This is a genomic window from Dactylosporangium sp. NPDC050588 (assembly GCF_040654975.1).
GTDB lineage: Bacteria > Actinomycetota > Actinomycetes > Mycobacteriales > Micromonosporaceae > Dactylosporangium > Dactylosporangium maewongense.
The window spans coordinates 25,687-40,093 of the sequence record NZ_JBFAJA010000016.1; the positions used below are offsets into that span (position 1 = coordinate 25,687).

The 14,407-nt window shown below is 71.9% G+C and carries 15 protein-coding genes; 6 read left to right on the forward strand and 9 right to left on the reverse strand.

Annotated elements, in window-relative coordinates; genetic code table 11:
* Positions 1–28 precede the first annotated feature (28 nt).
* From AB0I21_RS13050 to AB0I21_RS13080, 7 genes are all read right to left on the reverse strand, one after another.
* Entirely contained in the window at positions 29–355 is a 327-nt protein-coding gene (locus tag AB0I21_RS13050) for a putative quinol monooxygenase (RefSeq protein WP_360560802.1), read from the reverse strand.
* A 71-nt stretch (positions 356–426) separates the two neighbouring features.
* A complete protein-coding gene (locus tag AB0I21_RS13055; RefSeq protein WP_354898569.1) occupies positions 427–1,038 on the reverse strand; it encodes a hypothetical protein in 612 nt (203 codons plus the stop codon).
* 49 nt (positions 1,039–1,087) lie between these two features.
* On the reverse strand, positions 1,088–1,834 hold the full coding sequence (locus AB0I21_RS13060) for a class I SAM-dependent methyltransferase (protein WP_360560804.1): 747 nt from the start codon (positions 1,832–1,834) through the stop codon (positions 1,088–1,090).
* 106 nt (positions 1,835–1,940) lie between these two features.
* Entirely contained in the window at positions 1,941–2,375 is a 435-nt protein-coding gene (locus AB0I21_RS13065) for a YciI family protein (RefSeq protein WP_360560806.1), read from the reverse strand.
* A gap of 215 nt (positions 2,376–2,590) precedes the next feature.
* The gene (locus AB0I21_RS13070) at positions 2,591–4,501 is read right to left on the reverse strand and encodes an ABC transporter ATP-binding protein (protein ID WP_360561009.1); all 1,911 of its coding nucleotides are present in this window, start codon (positions 4,499–4,501) and stop codon (positions 2,591–2,593) included.
* 244 nt (positions 4,502–4,745) lie between these two features.
* Positions 4,746–6,482: an ABC transporter ATP-binding protein gene (locus AB0I21_RS13075; RefSeq protein WP_360560808.1), complete on the reverse strand. Its 1,737-nt coding sequence runs from the start codon at positions 6,480–6,482 to the stop codon at positions 4,746–4,748.
* A 2-nt stretch (positions 6,483–6,484) separates the two neighbouring features.
* The gene (locus tag AB0I21_RS13080) at positions 6,485–7,114 is read right to left on the reverse strand and encodes a helix-turn-helix domain-containing protein (RefSeq protein ID WP_360560810.1); all 630 of its coding nucleotides are present in this window, start codon (positions 7,112–7,114) and stop codon (positions 6,485–6,487) included.
* A gap of 231 nt (positions 7,115–7,345) precedes the next feature.
* On the opposite strand from AB0I21_RS13080, the gene AB0I21_RS13085 reads away from it, so the two are divergent.
* The 6 genes from AB0I21_RS13085 to AB0I21_RS13110 all read left to right on the forward strand — a co-directional run bounded on the left by AB0I21_RS13085 (position 7,346) and on the right by AB0I21_RS13110 (position 13,430).
* Positions 7,346–8,539: a GAF domain-containing sensor histidine kinase gene (locus tag AB0I21_RS13085; RefSeq protein ID WP_360560812.1), complete on the forward strand. Its 1,194-nt coding sequence runs from the start codon at positions 7,346–7,348 to the stop codon at positions 8,537–8,539.
* Between the two features lie 127 nt (positions 8,540–8,666).
* The gene (locus AB0I21_RS13090; RefSeq protein ID WP_360560814.1) at positions 8,667–9,785 is read left to right on the forward strand and encodes a lytic polysaccharide monooxygenase; all 1,119 of its coding nucleotides are present in this window, start codon (positions 8,667–8,669) and stop codon (positions 9,783–9,785) included.
* On the forward strand, positions 9,782–10,516 hold the full coding sequence (locus AB0I21_RS13095; RefSeq protein ID WP_344504336.1) for a hypothetical protein: 735 nt from the start codon (positions 9,782–9,784) through the stop codon (positions 10,514–10,516). The genes AB0I21_RS13090 and AB0I21_RS13095 overlap by 4 nt, the downstream gene beginning before the upstream one ends.
* A 245-nt stretch (positions 10,517–10,761) precedes the next feature.
* A complete protein-coding gene (locus AB0I21_RS13100; RefSeq protein ID WP_360560816.1) occupies positions 10,762–11,181 on the forward strand; it encodes a YciI family protein in 420 nt (139 codons plus the stop codon).
* 5 nt (positions 11,182–11,186) lie between these two features.
* Positions 11,187–12,485: an RNA polymerase sigma factor gene (locus AB0I21_RS13105; RefSeq protein WP_360560817.1), complete on the forward strand. Its 1,299-nt coding sequence runs from the start codon at positions 11,187–11,189 to the stop codon at positions 12,483–12,485.
* Between the two features lie 111 nt (positions 12,486–12,596).
* The gene (locus tag AB0I21_RS13110; protein WP_360560819.1) at positions 12,597–13,430 is read left to right on the forward strand and encodes an NAD-dependent epimerase/dehydratase family protein; all 834 of its coding nucleotides are present in this window, start codon (positions 12,597–12,599) and stop codon (positions 13,428–13,430) included.
* Here AB0I21_RS13110 and AB0I21_RS13115 read toward each other — a convergent pair.
* Both AB0I21_RS13115 and AB0I21_RS13120 read right to left on the reverse strand, forming a co-directional pair.
* Positions 13,427–13,780, reverse strand: coding sequence for a VOC family protein (locus AB0I21_RS13115; protein ID WP_360560821.1), 354 nt, complete (start codon positions 13,778–13,780; stop codon positions 13,427–13,429). The genes AB0I21_RS13110 and AB0I21_RS13115 overlap by 4 nt on opposite strands.
* Before the next feature lie 66 nt (positions 13,781–13,846).
* Complete coding sequence (locus AB0I21_RS13120; protein WP_360560823.1) at positions 13,847–14,386, reverse strand: hypothetical protein; 540 nt, start codon at positions 14,384–14,386, stop codon at positions 13,847–13,849.
* Positions 14,387–14,407 lie beyond the last annotated feature (21 nt).

The following is a 14,407-nucleotide window of genomic DNA, read 5'->3' on the forward strand; positions in this document are numbered from 1 at the left end:
AGTACCCGACAAGTCCGAATTTATGCTGCTATCGGTTGACTGCGAGCTCGCCGAGCTCGGACCAGTCGTCCTGGTCGACGGTCGCGTTGACGATCCGCGGGGTCGCGGCGAGGTACTGCGGCAGCGTCCGCTGCGCGTCCTTGAAGTGCGCCGACTGGACGTGCGCGCCGCCGGCGTCACCGTCGCGGAACGCCTCGACCAGCACGTATTCGTTCGGGTCGGCGAGGCTGCGGGACCAGTCGAACCACAGGCAGCCCGGCTCGGCCCGCGTCGCCCGGGTGAAGTCCGCGGCGATCTCCGGCCACCGCTCCGCGTGCTCCGGCAGGACCTGGAACTTCGCCGTAATGAAGATCATGACGTCTTCCTCCATGGGATCAGCGGAACATCTGGGATCAGCGGAACATCTGGGATCAGCGAAACTTGTGATCAGCGGAACGCCAGCCGCGCCTGGCGGCTCGGCTCCAGGACCATCACCTTGTAGGGGCAGGCCCGGTCGGTGATCGCCTCGTACGCCTTGACCGCCCGGTCGGCCGCGTCCAGGGCCTGAGCGAGGGGCGTCTGCCCCTTGCCCTTGTTCCGGAACAGCGCGCCGTAGAACGCCGAGGCGAACACGGTGCCCTCGTGCCAGCCCACCCGGGTGGACGTGCCGATGTAGACGATCTCACCGTGCAGGCAGTCGCGCAGCGCCTTCTGCCAGGCGCCGATCCCGGTCTTGCAGCCGTCGGCGAGGACCGCACTCGCGTTGAGCCCGTGCCCGCGCTCGGCCGCGTAGTCGCCGAACTCCTGCAACGCCAGCATCGTCTTGCCGTCGGTACTGCTGAACGTCGGCGTCTCCGCGTGGTCACCGTGCGCCATCACGTGCAGCACGTCGCACGCCGCCGTGAACGCGGCGAAGATCGTGTCGGGGTCACGGGACCGCACGAAGTCGATGTCGACGATCGGGACGGGTAACCCGGCGTTGATGCTCTGCAACGTCGACTGCACGAACGCCATCGACGCGTCGAACGACTGGTCCAGCCCGATGTCGAGCAGGCTCACCCGCCGGTTCCGCATACCGTAGCCCCCCTCGCTCCGGTCACATTGTGCGTCAGTCCGGCAGGACGGGCTTCTCCCACACCGAGACGTGCTGGACGCTCTCACTCGTGAAGGGCTCCTGCTGCCAGTTCGCCCAGCGCGCGAGCGGCCGCAGCCCCGCGATCTGCGCCATCAGGTCCAGCTCGGCCGGCCACACGTACCGGAACGGGATCGACCGGAAGCCGCCGCGGCCCCCGGAGACCTCGACGTAGTTCGAGCTCATCGACTGGGTCGCGACGTCGTAGAGGTCGTACGCCCAGCGGGTCTCGCTCACCAGGAACGGCACCACGTCCTGCCCCGGCGGCAGCCGCCGCAGGTCGGGCATCATCACCTCGACCGCGAACCGCCCACCGGGCTGCAGGTGCGCGGCCACGTTGCGGAAGCACGCGACCTGCGCCGCCTGCGTCGTCAGGTTCATGATCGTGTTGAAGACGAGGTACGCGACGGCGAACGACTGGTCCACCCGCGTCGTCGCGAAGTCCCCGATCGTCACGCCGATCGCGTCGCCGCCGGGCTTCTCCCGCAGCCGGGCCACCATCGCCCGGGACATGTCGATCCCGTGCACGGGCACCCCACGCGCCGAGAGCGGCAGCGCGATCCGCCCCGTGCCGATACCCAGCTCCAGCGCCGGCCCGCCGTCGGCGAGCTCGACAAGGGTGTCGACGGCCGGCTTCACGACCGCGGGGTCCGCCATCTCCCTCGACGACTCGTCGTACCGGGCCGCGACCCGCTCCCCGAAGTAGCCGTCCTCATCGATCATCGCCGGACCCTATCGCGGCCGTCCGTTTTCGGTACGTCAGGGGCACGCTTTCCGGTTCCGGCGCGGGGGCCCGCCACAGCGGCCCCCCGCTGCCGGTGCCACGTGGTCAGAGCTGGCCGGTCCGCTCCCGCCAGACCCGCTCCTTGGCGATCCACTCGTTGTCCTGCGGGAACTCGTCGATGCTCGGCACCCGCCGGACCTCGACCTTGCTGCCGGGGAACTGGGGGAGCCGCTTGGCCCACTCGACCGCCTCGTCCTTCGAAGCGACCTCGAGGAGGTAGAAGCCGCCGAACAGCTCCTTCGTCTCCCCGTACGGCCCGTCGGTGACCACCGGCGTCTCCCCGTCGAAGTGCACCACGACCCCCTGCGCCGGGTCGTCAAGCCCCTCCGCCGCCAGCAGCACCCCGGCCCGCATCAGCTCCTCATTGAACTTGCCGACCGTCTCCAGCATCTCCTCGAACGGCGTTTCCATCATCTTCGCCGTCGACTCATCGCTGCCGCGCATGATCAGCATGTACTTCGCCATCGTGGTTCTCCTCACGGTGAAGGTCGCTCCTCGACCTTCTCACCCCAAGGTCGAACGACCCACCCGAGGATCGACACGCCACCCAAACGAATTTCCAACTCCGTTCCGCCGCAGCTCAGCCGATGCCCCGCCACCCTCCAGCGAGGTGGTCGCGGCGAGGCCGGGCCGGTCCGGCGGGAGGCCTTGCTCCTGCCGGACCGGCCCGGGAAAGTGCGGGTGAGTGGGCGAGGTCAGTCGACCTCAACCGCGGCGGCGGCGAACTGGGCCGAGTACAGCCTGGCGTAGGCGCCGCCGGAGGCGAGCAGGGACGAGTGGGTGCCCTGCTCGACGATGGTGCCGTGCTCCATCACGAGGATGAGGTCGGCGTCGCGGATGGTGGACAGGCGGTGGGCGATGACGAAGCTGGTCCGGCCGGCGCGCAGGGTGGTCATCGCGCGCTGGATCAGGACCTCGGTGCGGGTGTCGACGGAGCTGGTCGCCTCGTCGAGGATGAGGATCGTCGGCTCGGCGAGGAACGCCCGGGCGATCGTGATGAGCTGCTTCTCGCCCGCCGAGACGCCGGCGCCCTCCTCGTCGATGACGGTGTCGTAGCCGTCGGGGAGGGTGCGGACGAAGCGGTCCGCGTGGGCGGTCTCGGCGGCCGCGACGATCTTGTCCTGGGTCGGGTGGTCGGCGCCATACGCGAGGTTCTCCGCGATGGTGCCCTGGAAGAGCCACGTGTCCTGGAGGACCATGCCGATCTGTTCGCGGAGGTCGTCGCGGGACATGGTGGCGATGTCGACGTCGTCGAGGAGGATGCGCCCGGCGGTCAGGTCGTAGAAGCGCATGACCAGGTTGACGAGCGTGGTCTTGCCGGCGCCGGTCGGGCCGACGATCGCGACCGTCTGGCCCGGCTCCACGGTGAGGGAGAGGTCCTCGATCAGGGGTTCGTCCGCCTTGTACCGGAAGGAGACGCCCTCGAACGTCACCTTCCCCCGCACCTGGGCGGGGCGCGCCGGCTTGACCGGGTCCGGCGACTGCTCGTCGGCGTCGAGCAGCTGGAACACCCGCTCGGCGGAGGCGACACCCGACTGCACCAGGTTGGCCATGCTCGCGACCTGGGTCAGCGGCTGGCTGAACTGGCGGGAGTACTGGATGAACGCCTGCACGTCGCCGAGCGACAGCGACCCCGACGCGACCCGCAGGCCGCCGACGACGGCGACGAGCACGTAGTTGAGGTTGCCGATGAACATCATCGCGGGCTGGATGAGCCCGGAGATGAACTGCGCCCGGAACGACGCGGTGAACAGCGCCTCGTTGTGCTCCTCGAACGTCTTCGCGGCCTCGGCCTGCCGGCCGAAGATCTTCACCACGGAGTGCCCGGTGAACATCTCCTCGATGTGCCCGTTGAGCTTGCCGGTGCTGGCCCACTGCTTCACGAACTGCGGCTGCGACCGCTTGCCGATGCGCATGGTGACCAGCACCGACACCGGCACCGTGACCAGCGCGATGATCGCGAGCAGCGGCGAGATCCAGAACATCATGCCGAGGACACCGAAGATCGTCAGCAGCGACGTGAGCAACATGCTCAGCGACTGCTGCAGGGTCATCGCGATGTTGTCGGTGTCGTTGGTGGCGCGGCTGAGGACCTCGCCGCGCGGCTGCTGGTCGAAGTAGCTCAGCGGCAGCCGGGACAGCTTCGCCGACACCTGCTCGCGGAGCCGGTAGACGGTGCGCTGCACGACGACGGTGGTGAGCCGGGCCTGGAGCAGGCCGAGGATCCAGGCGCCGAGGTACACGACGGCGACCCACAGCAGGACCCGCTCGAGCCGGGCGAAGTCGATGCCCCGGCCGGGCACGACGTGGTCCATGGCGGCGAGCAGGTCGGCGAAGCGGTCCTGCCCGCGCTCCCGCGCACCCGCGACCGCGTCGGCCTTGCTGATGCCCGCGGGCAGCTGCCGGCCGACGATGCCCTCGAAGATGACGTCGGTGGCGTGGCCGAGCAGCCGCGGCCCGATGACGGAGAGCACGACGCTGCCGATGCCGAAGACCAGCACGGCCGCGACGAGCATCCGGTCGGGCGCGAGCATCCGCAGCAGCCGCTTGGACGAGCCCTTGAAGTCCTCCAGCTTCGCCGGCGGCCCGCCGGCGCCCATCATCATCCGCCCAGGCCCGAACGCGGGCGGCGAAGGCCGCGACCCGCCACCCGGCCCACCAGGGCGCCCCGGTCCGGTCATGCCGCCACCTCCGCTTCGCTCCGGCGTCGGCCTGAGCCGAACCTGTCACATGATGAGCGGCCCGAGCCGCTTCGCTGGCCGCTCATGCCGCCACCTCCGCTGCGCTCCGGCGTCGGCCTGAGCCGAACCTGCAATGCTGATGAGCGGCCCGAGCCGCTTCGCTGGCCGCTCATGCTGCGGCCTCCTGTTCGGTGAGCTGGGAGAGGACGATCTCGCGGTAGGTGGCGTTGCCGTCCATCAGCTCGGTGTGGGTGCCCGTGCCGACCACGCGGCCCTCGTCGAGCACGACGATGGTGTGCGCGTCGCGGATCGTGCTGACCCGCTGCGCGACGATGACGACCGTCGCGTCGGCGATCTCGGCGCGCAACGCGTCGCGCAGCGCGGCGTCGGTCGCGTAGTCCAGGGCGGAGAACGAGTCGTCGAAGAGGTAGACCTCAGGCCGGGCGACGAGTGTCCGGGCGATCGCGAGCCGCTGCCGCTGCCCGCCCGAGACGTTGGTGCCGCCCTGCGCGATCGGCGCCTCGAGCGCCTCGGGCATCGCCCGGACGAAGTCGGCGGCCTGCGCGACCTCCAGGGCTCGCCACAACTCGGCGTCGGTCGCGTCGGGCCGGCCGTAGCGGAGGTTGGACGCGACGGTGCCGGAGAAGAGGTACGGCTTCTGCGGCACCATGCTCACCGTCGCCGACAGCAGCGCCGGGTCGATGTCGCGCACGTCGACGCCGTCCACCAGGACGGTGCCACCGGTCGCGTCCATCAGGCGGGGGACCAGGTTGAGCAGGGTGGTCTTGCCGGCGCCGGTGCTGCCGATGATGGCCGTGGTCTGCCCGGGCCGGGCGGCGAGGTCGATGCCGCTGAGGACCGGCGACTCCGCGCCGGGATAGCGGAACTCGACGCCGCGCAGCTCCAGCTCGCCATGGCGGGGCAGCACGGTGACCGGCGTCGCCGGCACCACGACGCTGGACTCGGTGGTGAGGACCTCCTGGATGCGCTCCGCGCACACCTCGGCCCTCGGGATCATGACGAACATGAACGTCGCCATCATGACCGCCATGAGGATCTGCATCAGGTAGCTGAGGAACGCGGTCAGCGCCCCGACCTGCATGCCGCCGGTGTCGATGCGGTGCGCGCCGAACCAGAGCACGAGGATGCTGGAGGCGTTGACGACCAGCATCACGGTGGGGAACATCAGCGACATCAGCCGGCCCACGGCGAGGGACACGTCGCGCAGGTCGCCGTTGGTCTTGGCGAACCGGACCCGCTCGTGCTCGTCGCGGACGAAGGCGCGGATCACCCGGATGCCGGTGATCTGCTCGCGGATGACCCGGTTGACCAGGTCGATGCGCACCTGCATGAGGCGGAACAGCGGCCGCATCCGCACCACGATGACGGCGATGATCCCGATCAGGATCGGGACCACGACCAGCAGCAGCGCCGACAGCGGCACGTCCTGCACGAGGGCGAGGATGATGCCGCCGACGCACATGATCGGTGCCGTGACCATGAGCGTGAAGGTCATCAGCACCAGCATCTGGACCTGCTGGATGTCGTTGGTCGTGCGGGTGATCAGCGACGGCGCGCCGAACTGCCCCACCTCCCGCGCCGACAGCTCCTGCACCTTGTCGAAGATGCCGGCGCGCACGTCCCGGCCGAGGGCCATCGCGGTGCGGGCGCCGTAGTAGACGGCGGCGGCGGAGCAGACGATCTGCACGAGCGTGACGGCGAGCATCCAGCCGCCGATGCGCATGATGTAGCCGGTGTCGCCGGTGACGACACCGCCGTCGATGATGTCGGCGTTGAGCGTCGGCAGGTACAGCGTCGCCGTGGTCTGCACCAGCTGCAGCAGCACGATGAGCCAGATCGTCCTGCGATACGGGCTCAGATAGGTTTTGAGCAGTCGGATCAACATCGTCAGGCGTCTCCCCCGGTGGTGTCGGTCGGGCGGACCAGCAGGCCGTCGAGCAGGACGGCGACCACGCCGTCGGCGTCGAGCTCGCCGGGCTCGGCCAGCTCCGGCCGGACCGACGCGATCACGAGCAGCACGAGCATGCCGGCGGTGGTGGCGGGGCTGCGCCGCAGCAGCGCCCGGTCGGGCTCGATGAGGGCCTCGACCGCCTCGGTCAGCACCCGGCGGCCCTCCATCAGCTGCTCGACCTGGCGTCGCCCGGTCTCCATCGGCAGCGTCCGGGCGACCATCATGAGCTGGACATTGGACTCGAACCGGCGCAGCAGGACCGCCGCCGCGTCGCGCATGCGCTTGCGCAGCGGTGCCTGCCGGTCGATCGCGTCGAGGTCGCGCAGCACCGTCTCCTGGTCGAAGGCGGTGCCGAGCGCGGCGAGGATCAGCGACGCCTTGTCGGGGAAGACGCCGAAGATGGTGCCTTCGGCGACGCCCGCGGCCTCGGCGATCTGCTTCGTGGTGACCGCCGCCCCGTGGGTGCGCAGCAGCGGGATGGTCGCGGCGACGATCGCCGCCCGCCGGTCGTCCGGCGACAGCGCGGGGACGCGCCGGCGTCGGGCTCGGACAGGCTGCTGGTTCACGACGGCCACCTTACTGAGCGAGCACTCACTCGGACAAGCGAATAATGCTGTGAGCGGAAAAGCGAAAAAGCGGAAAGACGAGAACGGAAACCCGAGTACGACGAGAACCACACCCTAACCACAACCACCGACACTTCCGGCGGTCCGCTACTACTTGGCAACCGGGTGTGATCGCGGCGGGCACCCCGGCCTCCCGAACCTGATGGGGCACAACCGAGCCTGGGAGACGAGATGACGACACATGCTCACGACGAGGATGCCCGTCTCGCCGCGTTGCACAGTTACGGCATCCTCGACGGCCCCCGCCCCGCGGCCCTCGACGAGCTGACCCGCCTCGCGTCGTCGATCTTCGACGCGCCGATGTCCTCGGTCTCGCTCATCGACCGGGACCGGCAGTGGTTCGCCGGCAGCACCGGCCTCGCCGACGCCGAGACGCCCCGCGACGTCTCGTTCTGCGCGCACACCCTGCCCGAGCGGCGGCAGCTCGTCGTGCCCGACGCCCGGCTCGACCCGCACTTCCGCACGTACCCCAACGTCACCGGCGACCCGCACATCCGCTTCTACGCGGGCTCCCCGCTCGTCGACGAGGACGGCCACGCCCTCGGTGCCCTGTGCGTCATCGACGACCGCCCCGGCGACCTCGGCCCCCGCCAGCGCGAGGCCCTGGACACCCTCGCCGCGCAGGCCGTCGGGCACCTGTCGCTGCTGCGCAACCGGCTCCTGCTCGCCGAGCTCGGCGACGAGCTGGCCCGCGCCACGCAGCGCGAGGAGGACCTGATCGCGACGGTCTCGCACGAGCTGCGCACCCCGGTCGCGGCGATCCAGGGGTACCTGGAGCTCCTCGCGGAGGAGGAGCAGCTCGCCGCGTACGCCCGACTCGTGGAGCCGATCCAGCGCAACGGCGAGCGGCTCGTCCGCATGGTCGACCACCTGCTGACCGGCACCCGCCCCGCGCACGCCCTGACCGAGCTGCACCGCACCCAGGTCGACCTGGCCATGGTCGTCGAGGCCGCCTGGCGGGCCTGCCGCAGCCTCGCCGAGCAGCGCGGGGTGACCCTGTCGGTGGTTCCTTCGCCGGCACGGGTGGACGTCCGCGCCGACGTGACCCAGCTGACGCATGCGGTGCAGCAGCTGGTGCGCAACGCGGTGCTCTTCACCCCCGCGGGCGGCGACGTCACCGTCGCGGTGGTCGGCGGCCCGGCGCCGACCGTCGAGGTCGCGGACACCGGCGTCGGCGTCCCGGCCGACGAGCTGCCGTATGTCTTCCAGCGCTTCTACCGCGGCCGGCACGCCCGCCAGCAGGCCGTCCCCGGCGTCGGGCTGGGCCTGCACATCGCCCGCCAGGCCGCCACCGCGCACGGCGGCACCGTCTCGCTGAGCTCGGCCGGCAAGGGCACCACCGCGAGGCTGTCGATCGCGGTGTGACGGCCGCGGTGGAACTTTCAAGCGAAAGCCGAAGTCCCGCCGTACCGGAGACGTCGATGCTTGCCAATGGCGGGAGGCCGTGGGAACACTGCGCTCACCTCATGTGAGGAGGAGCACATTGCGCCCAGTGTGGAGCGTCTTGGCGGCCCTCGCCGTCGGCGCTGTCGCGGTCCTCGTGGTGCCCGCCCCGGCGAGCGCCCACGGTGTCGCGATGGTGCCCGGCAGCCGCACCTACCTGTGCTACGTGGACGGCCTGAAGGCCACCGGCCAGATCATCCCGTCCAACCCCGCCTGCGCCGACGCCGTCGCGCAGGGCGGTCAGCAGCCGCTGTACGACTGGTTCGGCGTGCTGCGCTCAGACGCCGGCGGCCGCACCACCGGCTTCATCCCCGACGGCCAGATCTGCGGTGCGGGCACGACGAAGTACGCCGCGTACAACGCCGCCCGGACCGACTGGCCGACCACCCACCTGACCGCCGGCGCCACGATCCAGATGCGGTACAGCAACTGGGCCGCGCACCCCGGCACGTTCCACCTGTACGTCACCCGCAACGGCTGGAGCCCCACCACCCCGCTCGCGTGGGGTGACCTGGAGCCGTTCTGGAGCGCGACCGACCCGCCGCAGTCCGGCCCGCCCGGCGCGCTGAACTACTACTCGTTCAACGCGACGCTGCCGTCGGGCAAGACCGGCAAGCACATGCTGTTCATCCAGTGGGTCCGCTCGGACAGCCAGGAGAACTTCTTCAGCTGCTCCGACATCGTCTTCGACGGCGGCAACGGCGAGGTGACCGGCATCGGCGGCGCGCCGTCGTCGCCCTCAGCCTCGGTCTCCCCGTCGAGGAGCACGTCGCCGTCGGCGTCCGCCTCCCCGTCCAGGAGCACGTCACCGTCCAGGAGCACGTCCCCGTCGCGGTCGAACTCGCCGTCCACGGGGTCGGGCGCCTGCACCGCCACCTGGAGCATCGTCCCCAGCTCATGGGCCGGGCACTTCCAGGCCGAGGTCACCGTCCGCAACAACGGCAGCGGCAGCCTCAACGGATGGACGGTGCGCTGGTCGTACACCGGCGGACAAGGCTTCGAGGGATCGCCGTGGAACGGCACACTCGTCGCACAGCCCCCGAATCCGGCCGTCAGCAACGTCGACTGGAACAGGGTCCTCGCCGCCGGCGCCACCACGTCGTTCGGCTTCAACGCCACCGGCACCGCCCCGGCGACCGCCCCGACCCTGAGCTGCACCAGCCCATGATCAAGTCACCCCTGTTGCGGCTGCTGACCGGTGTGGTGGCGGTGGCGTTGGTACTGGCAGGCCTCGTCATCGCCACCACCCGGAGCTCCAAGCCGGACGCACCGGCGGAGAAGGAGACGGTGCACACCGTCACCGGCGCGCACGACGGCCGGCAGGCGGCGACGCTGGAGGTGGTCACCGGCGCGGAGTCGGTGATCATCCACAGCGAGCCGATGGACGGTTACCTGTACCGCGCCTCGACCCTGCCCGGCAGCCGCGTCGAACCCGCCGCGGCCGTCGACGGCGAGGTCGTCCGGCTCAGCCTGAACGGCACGGAGGTCGCGGGCCAGGCGACGGTCCACGTGTACCTGAACTCGACCGTCCGCTGGACGCTCAAGCTCGCCGGCGGCGGCCTGCGGCAGGTCGTGGACTTCGGCTCCGGCCGGCTCGCCGCCGTCGACGTGGTCGCCGGGGTGCAGGAGCTCGACGTCACCGTCCCGAAGCCGGAGGGCGAGCTGCCGATCCGGGTCGGCGGCGTCGGCAAGCTCCTCGTCCACGCCCCGGCGGGCCCGCCGGCCCAGCTGACGCTCGGCCAGACCAGCACCGTGGGCAAGGCGACCCTGGACACCTCGGCCAAGCAGAACCTGGCCGGCGGCGCCGTCATCGCCCTGCCCGGCTGGCAGCAGGCCGCCGACCGCTACGCCCTGCACGTCGACGGCGGCGCCGCCGAGGTCCTCCTCGACCGCCGCTGAGCAGCACCGCCGCACGACCGGTGGAGGCGCGGGCCCAACCCCGCGCCTTCACCGTGTCTCGTCGGCCACCGCCAGCTGCCGGCGGAACTCCGCGCGACGCTCCTTCGAGCGGCGGCCCCGAACTGTATCGACCGGACGCACGCGGGAAAGATTCTCCGGGGCGGGTGTCGATCGGCGGGTGGGCCCGTTCGACCTCGGGGTGAGAGGGTCGGGACGCGACCCCACCGAAGGCGAGGAGCACGGCGATGGCGAAGTACATGCTGATCCTGCGGGCCACCGACGAGGCGATGGCGAAGTCGGCGGACATCCCGTTCGAGGAGATCCTGGACATGATGGGCCGATACAACGACGAGCTGATCCGGGCCGGGGTCATGGTCGCGGCCGAGGGGCTCGACGACGCGGGCCAGGGCGTGGTCGTGGAGTTCGGCGGGGAGACGCCCGTGGTCACCGACGGGCCGTACGGGGAGACCAAGGAGCTGTTCGGCGGCTTCTACATCCTCGACGTCGCCTCGAAGGAGGAGGCCGTCGAGTGGGCGCGGCGCCTGCCGGGCGGGCCGGGCACCAAGGTCGAGGTGCGGCGGGTGTCGGACATCGACGACTTCCCGCAGGACAACGAGTGGATCGCCAAGGAGCGGGCGAGGCGCGAGCGGACCGGGCAGCTGTGACCCCCATGGACTCCGCAGACCCCGACGGCCCGCCGGGCACCGAGACGGCGCGGCGGGCCGTCGAGACCGTGTGGCGGATCGAGTCGGCGAGGATCGTGGCGGCGCTCAGCCGGTACACCGGCGACTTCAGCCTCGCCGAGGACGTCGCGCAGGAAGCGGTGGCGGAGGCGCTGGTCAGCTGGTCCCGCGACGGCACGCCGGACAACCCCGTGGGGTGGCTGCTGGCGACCGCGCGGCGGCGCGCCATCGACAGCTTCCGGCGCAGGTCGGCGCGGGACGAGCGGTACGCCGCCATAGCCGGCCAGCTCGGCGAGGGTGATGCCGCCGCGGGGGCGCTGGTGCCGCAGCAGCAGGACGACCTGCCGTGGGACCCGGACCGCATCGACGACGACATCCTCGCGCTGATGTTCGTGGCCTGCCATCCGGTGCTCGCGCCGGAGGCGAGGGTCGCCCTGACGCTGCGCACCGTCGGCGGCCTGTCCAGCGAGGAGATCGCCCGGGCGTTCCTGGTGCCGGTGCCGACCGTACAGGCGAGGATCACCCGGGCGAAGAAGACGATCGCGGCGGCGAAGGTGCCGTTCGAACTGCCGCCCGCGCAGGACCGCAGGCAGCGGCTCGGCGGGGTCCTCAGCGTCCTCTACGTGATCTTCACCGAGGGTTCGACGGCGACCGCCGGCGACAACCTGCTGCGCCCCGACCTCGCGTACGAGGCGATCCGCCTGACCCGGATGCTGGCCGCGGTGCTGCCCGGCGAGCCCGAGGTGCACGGGCTGCTCGCGCTGTGCGAGCTGACCGCGGCCCGCTTCCCGGCGCGCACCGGCCCGGACGGCGAGGCGGTGCTCCTGGAGGACCAGGACCGGCGGCTGTGGGACCGGTCCGCGATCCGGCGGGGGCTCGCGGCGTTCGCGGCCGCGTCGAAGAGGGGGCTCGGCCCGTACGGGCTGCAGGCCGGCATCGCCGCGTGCCACGCCGCCGCGCCGTCGGTGGAGGAGACCGACTGGGAGCGCATCGTGCTGCTCTACGAGGCGCTCGGCCGGATCGCGCCGTCGCCGGTCGTCGAGCTCAACCGGGCCGTCGCCGTCGCGATGGCGAGCGGGCCGCTGCGGGGGCTCGCGATCGTCGACGAGCTGGTCGCGGCCGACCGGCTGCCCGGCTCGCACCTGCTGCCCGGGGTCCGCGGCGAGCTGCTGCGGCGGCTCGGGCGCACCAGGGAGGCGCGGACGGAGCTGGAGCGCGCCGCCCGCCTGTGCACCAACGCCCGCGAACGGGCGGTCCTGCTGCGCAAGGCGGAGGCGCTGCCGTAGGTCAGGCGTCACCGGGCCGCCGGGAATAGCCTCGTCGGAGGCGTATTCCCGGCCCGGGCGCCGGCTGCGTCACGCTGCGCCGGAGGCCGTGACGCTCCTAGGCTCGGTGGCATGAACATCGCATTGACCGGTGGGACCGGGTACATCGGATCCGTGGTGCTGGAGCAGCTCGTCGCGGCGGGGCACGCCGTCACGGCCCTGGTGCGCAGCGACGAGGCGGCCGAGAAGGTGCGCAAGGCCGGGGCGGAGGCCGCCATCGGGGACCTGTACGACACCGCGTGGACGGCGCGGCTGTTCGCGGCCGCCGACGCCGTGGTGCACACCGCGGCGCCCGGCGACGGCAGCAGCGAGCAGTTCGACCGGGCGGTCGTCGAGGCGGCGGTCGAGGCGCTCGCCGGGACCGGGAAGCCCTACGTGCACACCAGCGGCGTCTGGCTGTACGGCAGCAACGCCGACATCACCGAGGACTCGCCGCTCGCGCCGCCGGCGCTGACCGCGTGGCGGCCCGAGGTGGAGCGGTCGGTGCTCGACGCGGACCTGGTGGCCACGATCGTCACGCCCGGCGTCGTGTACGGCCACGGCGGCGGCATCCCCGCCGGCGTGCTCACGCCCGGCGACGGCAAGGTCCGGCTGGTCGGCGACGGCTCGCAGCACTGGACGACCGTGCACGTCGAGGACGTGGCCGCGCTGTACGTCACCGTCGTCGAGCGCGGCGAGCGCCTCGGGCACGTGCTCGGCGTGTCCGGCGCCAGCCCGACCGTCCGCGAGATCGCCGAGGCCACCGGCGCCGAGGTGGTGCCGGAGACCGTCGAGGAGTCCCGGGCCAGGCTCGGCGCCCTCTTCGCCGACGCGCTGCTGCTGGACCAGCGGGCCACCGGCGCGAAGGCCCGCTCGCTCGGCTGGTCCCCGACCCGCCCGACCCTACTGGAGGAGGTCAGGGGCTAGGCGACGCAGAACTCGTTGCCCTCCGGGTCGAGCATGACGATGTGGCCGAGCCGGTCGCCGTAGCGCTCCTCGCGCACCAGCGTGGCGCCCGCGGCGACCAGCTCGGCGGCCTTGTCGCGGATGGTCGCCGGACCGGCCACCCGGATGTCGATGTGCACCCGGTTCTTCGCGGTCTTGCCCTCCGGCACGCGCAGGAAGCCGATCGCGGGGCCGGCGCCGGCGGGGTCGACGATCGAGGCGCCGTCCGGCTCGTCGTAGCCGGGCTCCGGCACGTAGCCGAGCGCCGCCGCCCAGAACGCGGCGAGGGCGTGCGGGTCCGTCGCGTCGCAGCCCAGGGTCCAGTGGGTCATGCGGCCACGGTACCGACGAAGCCGGCGCTGAAGGCGGAACCGGCGCTCACGACGAAGCCGACGGGGTCAGCGCTGACGACGATGGCGGGGCGGGACGCCGAAGAGGGGCATCCGCCACAGCGGCAGGTCGGTGAACGACTCGCCGGACAGGGTCAGCATGCGGCGCAGGCTGAGCCGGATCAGGTGGTGCGCGACGTAGAGCAGCCACGCCGCCAGCGGCAGCTCGACCAGCAGCGCGGTGCCGAGGCTGACCCAGCGGTCGGGGCCCGCCGCCGTCATCAGGTCGAACCACGCGTCGCACACCAGCAGGGTCGAGCTGACGACCGCGGTCAGCAGGAGGACCTGGCGGCGCCGCGCCGCCGCCCACGCGGTGGCGGCGAGGGCGGCGGCGAGCACCAGGTCGAAGCCGACCCACGTGGCGCGCCAGTGGCCGGCGAGGTAGCGCGGCGGCAACGTCCACGCGAGCACCGCCACCCACGGGATCAGGAACAGGGCGGCGGTGACGACCACGACGACGAACCGGCGCCGGGTCCGCTCACCCGCACGCGGTGCGGGAATGAGGACGGCCAGGCGCCGGGCCAGGTCGGCCCGCTCGGACGGGGACATCCGAGCGAGCTCGTCGTCGGT